At 58.0% G+C, this 6,445-nt stretch carries 6 protein-coding genes; 2 read left to right on the top strand and 4 right to left on the bottom strand.

Features of this window, described 5'->3' with window-relative positions; translation table 11 throughout:
- Both AB4037_RS34275 and AB4037_RS34270 read left to right on the top strand, forming a co-directional pair.
- On the top strand, nucleotides 1–368 hold a 368-nt coding region (locus AB4037_RS34275), incomplete at its 5' end, for a PqiC family protein (protein ID WP_441774618.1).
- A 124-nt stretch (nucleotides 369–492) separates the two neighbouring features.
- Nucleotides 493–1,158 (top strand): MgtC/SapB family protein, encoded by a 666-nt coding sequence (locus AB4037_RS34270; RefSeq protein WP_441774617.1) that lies wholly within the window; start codon nucleotides 493–495, stop codon nucleotides 1,156–1,158.
- A gap of 55 nt (nucleotides 1,159–1,213) precedes the next feature.
- On the opposite strand, the gene AB4037_RS34265 is transcribed toward AB4037_RS34270, so the two are convergent.
- The 4 genes from AB4037_RS34265 to AB4037_RS34250 form a co-directional block, all read right to left on the bottom strand.
- Complete coding sequence (locus AB4037_RS34265; RefSeq protein ID WP_441774616.1) at nucleotides 1,214–2,101, bottom strand: alpha/beta fold hydrolase; 888 nt, start codon at nucleotides 2,099–2,101, stop codon at nucleotides 1,214–1,216.
- 51 nt (nucleotides 2,102–2,152) lie between these two features.
- Nucleotides 2,153–3,094 carry a 3-hydroxyacyl-CoA dehydrogenase gene (locus tag AB4037_RS34260; protein WP_441774615.1) on the bottom strand — a complete coding sequence of 314 codons (942 nt, stop codon included), beginning with the start codon at nucleotides 3,092–3,094 and terminating at the stop codon, nucleotides 2,153–2,155.
- A gap of 93 nt (nucleotides 3,095–3,187) precedes the next feature.
- Nucleotides 3,188–4,240 (bottom strand): 3-hydroxyacyl-CoA dehydrogenase NAD-binding domain-containing protein, encoded by a 1,053-nt coding sequence (locus tag AB4037_RS34255; protein ID WP_441774614.1) that lies wholly within the window; start codon nucleotides 4,238–4,240, stop codon nucleotides 3,188–3,190.
- 443 nt (nucleotides 4,241–4,683) lie between these two features.
- Nucleotides 4,684–5,832 (bottom strand): hypothetical protein, encoded by a 1,149-nt coding sequence (locus tag AB4037_RS34250; protein WP_441774613.1) that lies wholly within the window; start codon nucleotides 5,830–5,832, stop codon nucleotides 4,684–4,686.
- Nucleotides 5,833–6,445 lie beyond the last annotated feature (613 nt).

The following is a 6,445-nucleotide window of genomic DNA, read 5'->3' as shown; positions in this document are numbered from 1 at the left end:
ACGTCCAGCTCGGCGTCTCCGAGTTCGAACGCTGGGGCGAGCCGATGGGCTCCATGGTGCAGCGCGTGCTCGCCGAGAATTTGCGCCGGCGCCTGCCCGCCGGCTCGCTGGTGACCACCAGCCAGACCGTGTCGGGCAAGGAAGCGGCGACGCTGGAGCTTTCGGTGAGCCGTTTCGACACCAATGCCGAGGGCGTGGTCATGCTGCAGGCACAATGGCGGCTGCATTACCGCAATGGCGGGCGCAGTACCGCCGCCCAGGCCAATATCGCCGTCCCTCCGGCCGATACCGGCGCCCCCGCCCAGGTCGAGGCGATGAGCTCGGCCCTCGACCAGCTCGCCGGCCACATCGCCGCCAAGCTGCCCTGAGAACCTGATGGGCAGGCTACAGGCTGCTTTTATCAATGCCACGCATAGACGCAGTTGCTAGTCTTTTTGTCCCATCATAACCAAAACACCGCCACTGTCCGTGTATGAACCTGAACGAGGGAGTATGACGTTCCTTCTAGAACCGGATCTTTCCGTCGTGCTCCGTGTATTGCTGGCGCTTCTGCTGGGCTGGCTGCTGGGCTATGAACGTTTTTCCCATGGCCGAGCCGGAGGCACGCAGGTTTATTGCCTAGTGTGCATGGCGTCCTGCGCCCTCACGGCGATTTCGGGCCAGATGGTGACCCTCGTGGGGAGCATCCTCACCGGTATCGGCTTTCTCGGCGCGGGGATCATCGTCAGGAGCGGCACCAACGTCCGCGGACTCACCACCGCAGCGTCCATATGGTCTTCCGCTTCGATCGGTATCCTGGTTGGGCTGAACTATTATCTCGCCGCCATCTGCGTGACCGGGCTGTTCATCGCTTGTATGGTCTATGTTCCGCGCATCGAACGGCGATTTCCGGTGCAGATTACCCTGGAAGTTTCGTTGCGCTACAGTAAAGGGCATCGGCCTCAGGAAGCGGTGGTGCACGCGTTTCTGCAAGAGCATGGCCTTGCCATGCTCGCCGATAGTCTATCCGTTAGTTACAAGGGAAGTGGCTATCAGTTTCACTTTCTGCTCATCGCTGCCTCGCTCACGCGGGCCCAATTCATTTCCCGGGTGATGAACGAGTTTCCGAAACTCCCTTATGTCGAGAGTTTCTCCATCGAACAAACCACGCGCGCGTGAATGCATCGCGCTGTGTTGCTCATGGCCTTTCTCGCCAATCCCTGCTTTCCCTCGATCATTGGCGAGGGCTTCGAGTCCCGGTGCTCACGCGATCCACCCAAGCCATCAACTTCGCTCGAACTTCGGCTCGGTTGATTTCGTTCAGCATTTCGTGTCGCCCGCCGGGATAGAAGTCGAAGGTGATATCGGCAAGACCGGCGGCGCGATAACGCTCGATCAGTTTTCTCACCCCCTGTGTCTGCTGCCCCACGGGATCTTTCTCGCCCGAGAACAGGTAGATGGGCAGATCGCGGCGTATGCCTGCGAGCGTGTCAGGGGAGGCCAGACGTGTTCCGGCAGCGAGGAACGAGTGCAAGGATGCGGGTTGCAACTGGGGAAAGCAGAGCGGATCTGCGAGAAAGGCATCGACGGCGGCCGCATCCCTGCTCAACCAGTCGGCCGGCGTGCGTGCGGGCTCGAATGCCGCATTCAGCAATTCCACGCCTGCCGGCGCCAATGCTGCCAGCCCATCGAGAACACCCGATCCGGACAGCACAAGGGCGTCGATATAACCGCTGTGCTTGAGAACATATTGCTGGGCCGCGAAGGACCCCATGCTGTGCCCCATCAGGATTAAGGGTAGGTCCGGCGCTTCCTGATGAGCGACTCCGCTCAGCGTCACCATATCTTCCACCAGCAGGTCAAAGCCGCCCTGGCCATAATCGCCGAAATGGCTGCTGTCCGGCGCAGTGCGGCCATGCCCTCGGTGATCATTGCCATAAACCGTGAAACCGGCGACCACCATGGCCTCGATCGTTTCCCAATAGCGCCCGATGTGCTCGCCCATGCCATGGGCGATTTGGACGCTGCCACGCTTGGGGCCGCTGGCGTCCCAACGCGCGCAGGCAATCTGCAGGCCATCCCGACTTGCGAAGTGGAACCTTGCGGTTGGTTCGAATCCCACGGCAGCTCCTGTCGTTCGATGGAGGAAGGGCGGAAGGCCCGAGTGCTTGCCTCATGGCGCCTGATCGCGCTCAAAGGCCGGAAGAAACGCGATGCCGGTTACCGGTCCCGCGCATCGATGGATCGTAGCCATGTCCCCACCGTCGAGCGGCAACATTCGGATGGCGCCACTCAGATCTCCGACAAAGATATGCCGGCGGCCGAGATCGAGAGCAATTCCGATTCCCTCCTGCAATCCCGTCGCCAGAACTTCGTGGTTCGCCAGCCCATCCGGGGTGATGTCAGCTCGATTGACGCTATTGCCGCCGGAGAGGTCCCCACGGTCGCTCCAATAGAGCTGCCCGCGCTCATGGTCGATTTCGAGATCAATCGGTTCGGGCAGATGGTCGATCAGCAATTCCACATCAGCCCGGGTTTCGGGGGAAGTGCCGTCGGGAATGGTGAGCCCCATCCTGAAGATGCGCCCAAGGCCGGCATCGGCCGGTCCTTTCTGGGTCCAATAGAGCATGCGATTGGCGGCATCGACGGCGATGCCCACGCAATGGCGCAACACGTCAGCCACATCATCCGGCCACTGCCCGGTTCGGAGCAGGGTCGTCAGTCCGCCGCCGTCCTTGCTGCATCGCGCTACAGCCATGCCTTCACGATCGCACCAGTAGAGCAGGCCGTCGCGCCTATCGAATTGCAGTTGCTTTGGCGTGACGATCTGACCATGACCGACCAGAATGGCGTGATTTTGCCCATCGAGATCGCAACGCTCGATCGCGCCGTCCGCCTCGAGGAACTCTTCTCCATTGCTGGGCTTGATGCCCATGCTGGTCCAGTAGATTGCATTACCCGAACCGTCGACCTGGATGCCATCGGGTATGCCGCTTGGGGGTACAAGAACCGTTTCCGACCGGCCGCTATCCGGATCGAGCGCGATGATGGCGGGCGGCTGGGCCTGGAGAATGAACAGGCGCCCGCCCGAGGAGGTCATCTTGCCGTGCGCCATTTCTTGATTTCCCTCGTTGCCATCTCAGTCAGGAAAACCCGCGTTCCGGCGTTCCCGATATTGCAGCCACGTCGCGAGCACCGAGGACCGGTCTTACGATTTGGCGTCTTCCTGAAGCTTGTCGAGCGCGGTGATGACGGCCACCTGCCTCTCGTCCCGGATCTGCCCGAGCTCGTCGATCGAGCGGTCGCCGTAGAATTCCTGCGCCTGATCGATCAGCAGCCGGCACGTCTCATCGTCGTAGGAAACCGCGCCAAAGGTCTGCCACAGCTTTTCCATGCCGCCCTTGCCGAGATGTTCGACGAAATGCGCCATGCCGCCGGCGCCGCCGCCGAGATGAAAGGACAGGAAAGGCCCGTTGGTCGCCCATCGGATACCCAGGGAACTCATGACGATGTCATCGATGTCACGGATGGAGGCAACCTTCTCGCGCGCCAGATACATGCATTCACGAAAGATGGCCGCCTGCAGCCGATTGGCGACGAAGCCTGGAATTTCCTTCTTCAACTCCAGCGCGACCTTGCCGATCTCGCGGTAGAAGGCCATGACGCGCGCGACCGTCGCCGGGTCGCTCTGATCGCTCGGCACCACTTCGACCAATGGCATCAGATGCGGAGGATTGAAGGGATGTCCGATGATGAGCCTGCCCGGCTGTGCCATCTGTTGGTTCTGCGCGGAGGCGGTAATGCTGGAACTGGACGAGAGCAGGAGCGCGCCCTTCGGCGCGGCCGCTTCTATTCTCGCCCATAGCGCCTGTTTGAAGTCCAGCCGTTCCGGGCCGCACTCCTGAACGAGGTCGGTGCTGGCAATCGCGGTAGCCAGGTCGCCCTCGAAGGAAAGCCGCTTTATCAGTCCTTCGGTCTGATAGCCCAGCCCGGCAAGAGCAGGCGTCGCCCCCTCGACCAGGGATTCAACCTTTCTGGCGATGTCCGGATCAGGGTCGTTGACCGTGACGTCCAGGCCGTTGGCGAGAAAGAGAGCGGCCCAGGAGGCGCCGATAACGCCTCCACCAACCACGGTTGCGTGCTTGATACCGCTCGAGTGGCGTGCTTGTTCCATGCCGTTGCTTCCCTCCATACATGGCCGCTGCGCGATTTCATCACTCCGAGCCACGAGGCCGGAGGAGACGACGCGAAGAAAGCGCAAGACGAGACAGGCAGTGGATCAGCGCTACCGATCCTTTCCGCCGTTAAGGCTCCTATAAGCAGCCGGGGGAGAGACCTCTACTGCCATATGGCAGCATCCGCACCAGGTTCAGTCTGGCTGTCAGCCAGTGCACGTCCTGTGATCAATGAATGGATTGTGATGTCACGACGGCGTCTTGAGATGATTGATTATTCACCTCGACGGAAGTGGACCATGGGAGGGGGGCCGAGCGAGGATCTTCGGTTCGGGTTTGAGGGCCTGGGACGAAGGTCTGACGGCACGGCAAGCGGCAGAGTTCGGGGCGAGAATATCGAGCGAGGCCCGATGTATTGCACGAAGCCAAGATTGCGAACGGACGCCGCGGCCGCATGAGCGCCGCCGCACCTCCAGTTATTATGCGCATGAGGCCTTCATCGTCGGGCTGAATGGATTTTAGCACTGGTTCATCCCCCTGAGATAATGGTGGCAACATCCCTGGGTGTGGAGATGCTCTTGAGCAAGCTTACAAGCTCACTTTGCTGACTAGTTCCCGTCTTGGAGAAAATGCGAAGCAGATAGGATCTTGCTGTTCCGAAAGCTATCCCCAAACTGGCGGCACAGTCCCGCAATGACAATCCTGATGCCAGTGCTGCAGCCAGTCGAGCCTCCGCCTGTGTAAGACGAAACAGTCCAGACAAGAGTTCAGACGATGGAACGCCGATAGCCGTCGATACCGGAGATACGATCATGATCGCATAGGATGAGGCAAAAATCGATCGAGCCTGACGGCAGAGCGGCATAAAATGGATAACTGCGGCATGCCCAGATCCATGCACAGGTATCGGCACGCTGACGTTTCTTTCGATCGACAGCTCCAATGCGTGCGCGAACGATTTGCGCAAGGACTCGCTCCCGGCTATCGAGACTTTTCCGAAGTGTCTGCTGATAAAATAGTTCTCAACAGTATTGAATAGAGCGTTAGTCTGCAAAATTTGTCCACTTGCGCCTAATAACGCAGTTGGCAATCCGACTGCATTCAATGTTTCGATGGTTCCGCGCGCTTGTTCAAAATATAATCTTGAGGAGAAAAATACAGCCTGCTTGAACGCGTTGTGAATATCATCGAGCTTGGAAATCAGCTCATCGTCGTAGCGTGGATCTTCCACTTTTCTGGTGAATTCAAGAGTAATGATTTCCCCGTTGAATTGCTCGATTATGGTTGCAATTTGCGCGCCGAAGCCGCGCTCTATGTGCCTTCTTAAGCGAGTACCGAAATCTGGGATATCTGACCAGTCTCCCCGATAAGGATCCACCTGAAAGAAGCCGCGGTTGATGAATTGCCCTGCCCGGACGTGCTTTAGCCACGTCCGAGTTTGCTCTGGGGGTTGTTCCCATTCCTTCGTGCCTGGAGAAATTCGCGATGTACTCGCAATGCCCCTCTGCTTTGGCCAATATATACCTATACCGCCCATACCCGACCCGGTGGCCGAGGCCATATCATCCAATAACGATGGCCACAATTCAGGAATGAAAGCGGCCTCGTAAATCCTTTCAGCAAAACTTTTAAAGTCGAATTGTAGCATAAATAGCCCTGATGCAGTCTCCAACGCCATGAATCTCAAGCACGAATATGCGACTTAAAGAGATTACGCTAGAAAACTTAACTCATAATAATATCGAATCAAGACTCTCTTTAGGATTAATATCCTCTTTGAGTATATATTATCTAGAGTTCTTTGTTATGTATTACTAATGTATTTGGTTAAGTAAAGAAAATTTCCGTAGAGGAAATTTTATTAATGCGTCAAAAATGCGAGGCAAGGATGGCGATAGCCATGCCTGTCATTCGGCCATAGTCGACCTCTTCGGGGCCACAAGGCGGCAGGTGCGAGCTCGCTCTTCTTCCGCCCGACAGCCCAGACTTCCATCCGATCGAGAACGCCTCCGCCAAGCTCGAAGCGCTCCTTCGCGCCAAAGCAGAGAAAGCGATTATCGAGAGCCGATACTCCAAGGCTCGACCGGCCATAAATGACATACGATGATCATTTACCGGACGGTACGGGGCGGAGGAGCAAATTAGCGCCCATCCGGAATATCGGTGCCGATCCACTTGTCACGCACCTGATCGTAATGCGTGGTGGGGTTGTAACGAGCAACCTTGAGGCCGAGCGCCGTGGCGTTGAGCTTTCCGACGGTCGACAGCACGGTATAGGCAAGCCACGATCT

Source organism: Labrys sp. KB_33_2, assembly GCF_052114505.1.
In the GTDB taxonomy this organism is placed as follows: domain Bacteria; phylum Pseudomonadota; class Alphaproteobacteria; order Rhizobiales; family Labraceae; genus Labrys.
This window is presented reverse-complemented; position numbering and strand designations above follow the sequence as displayed.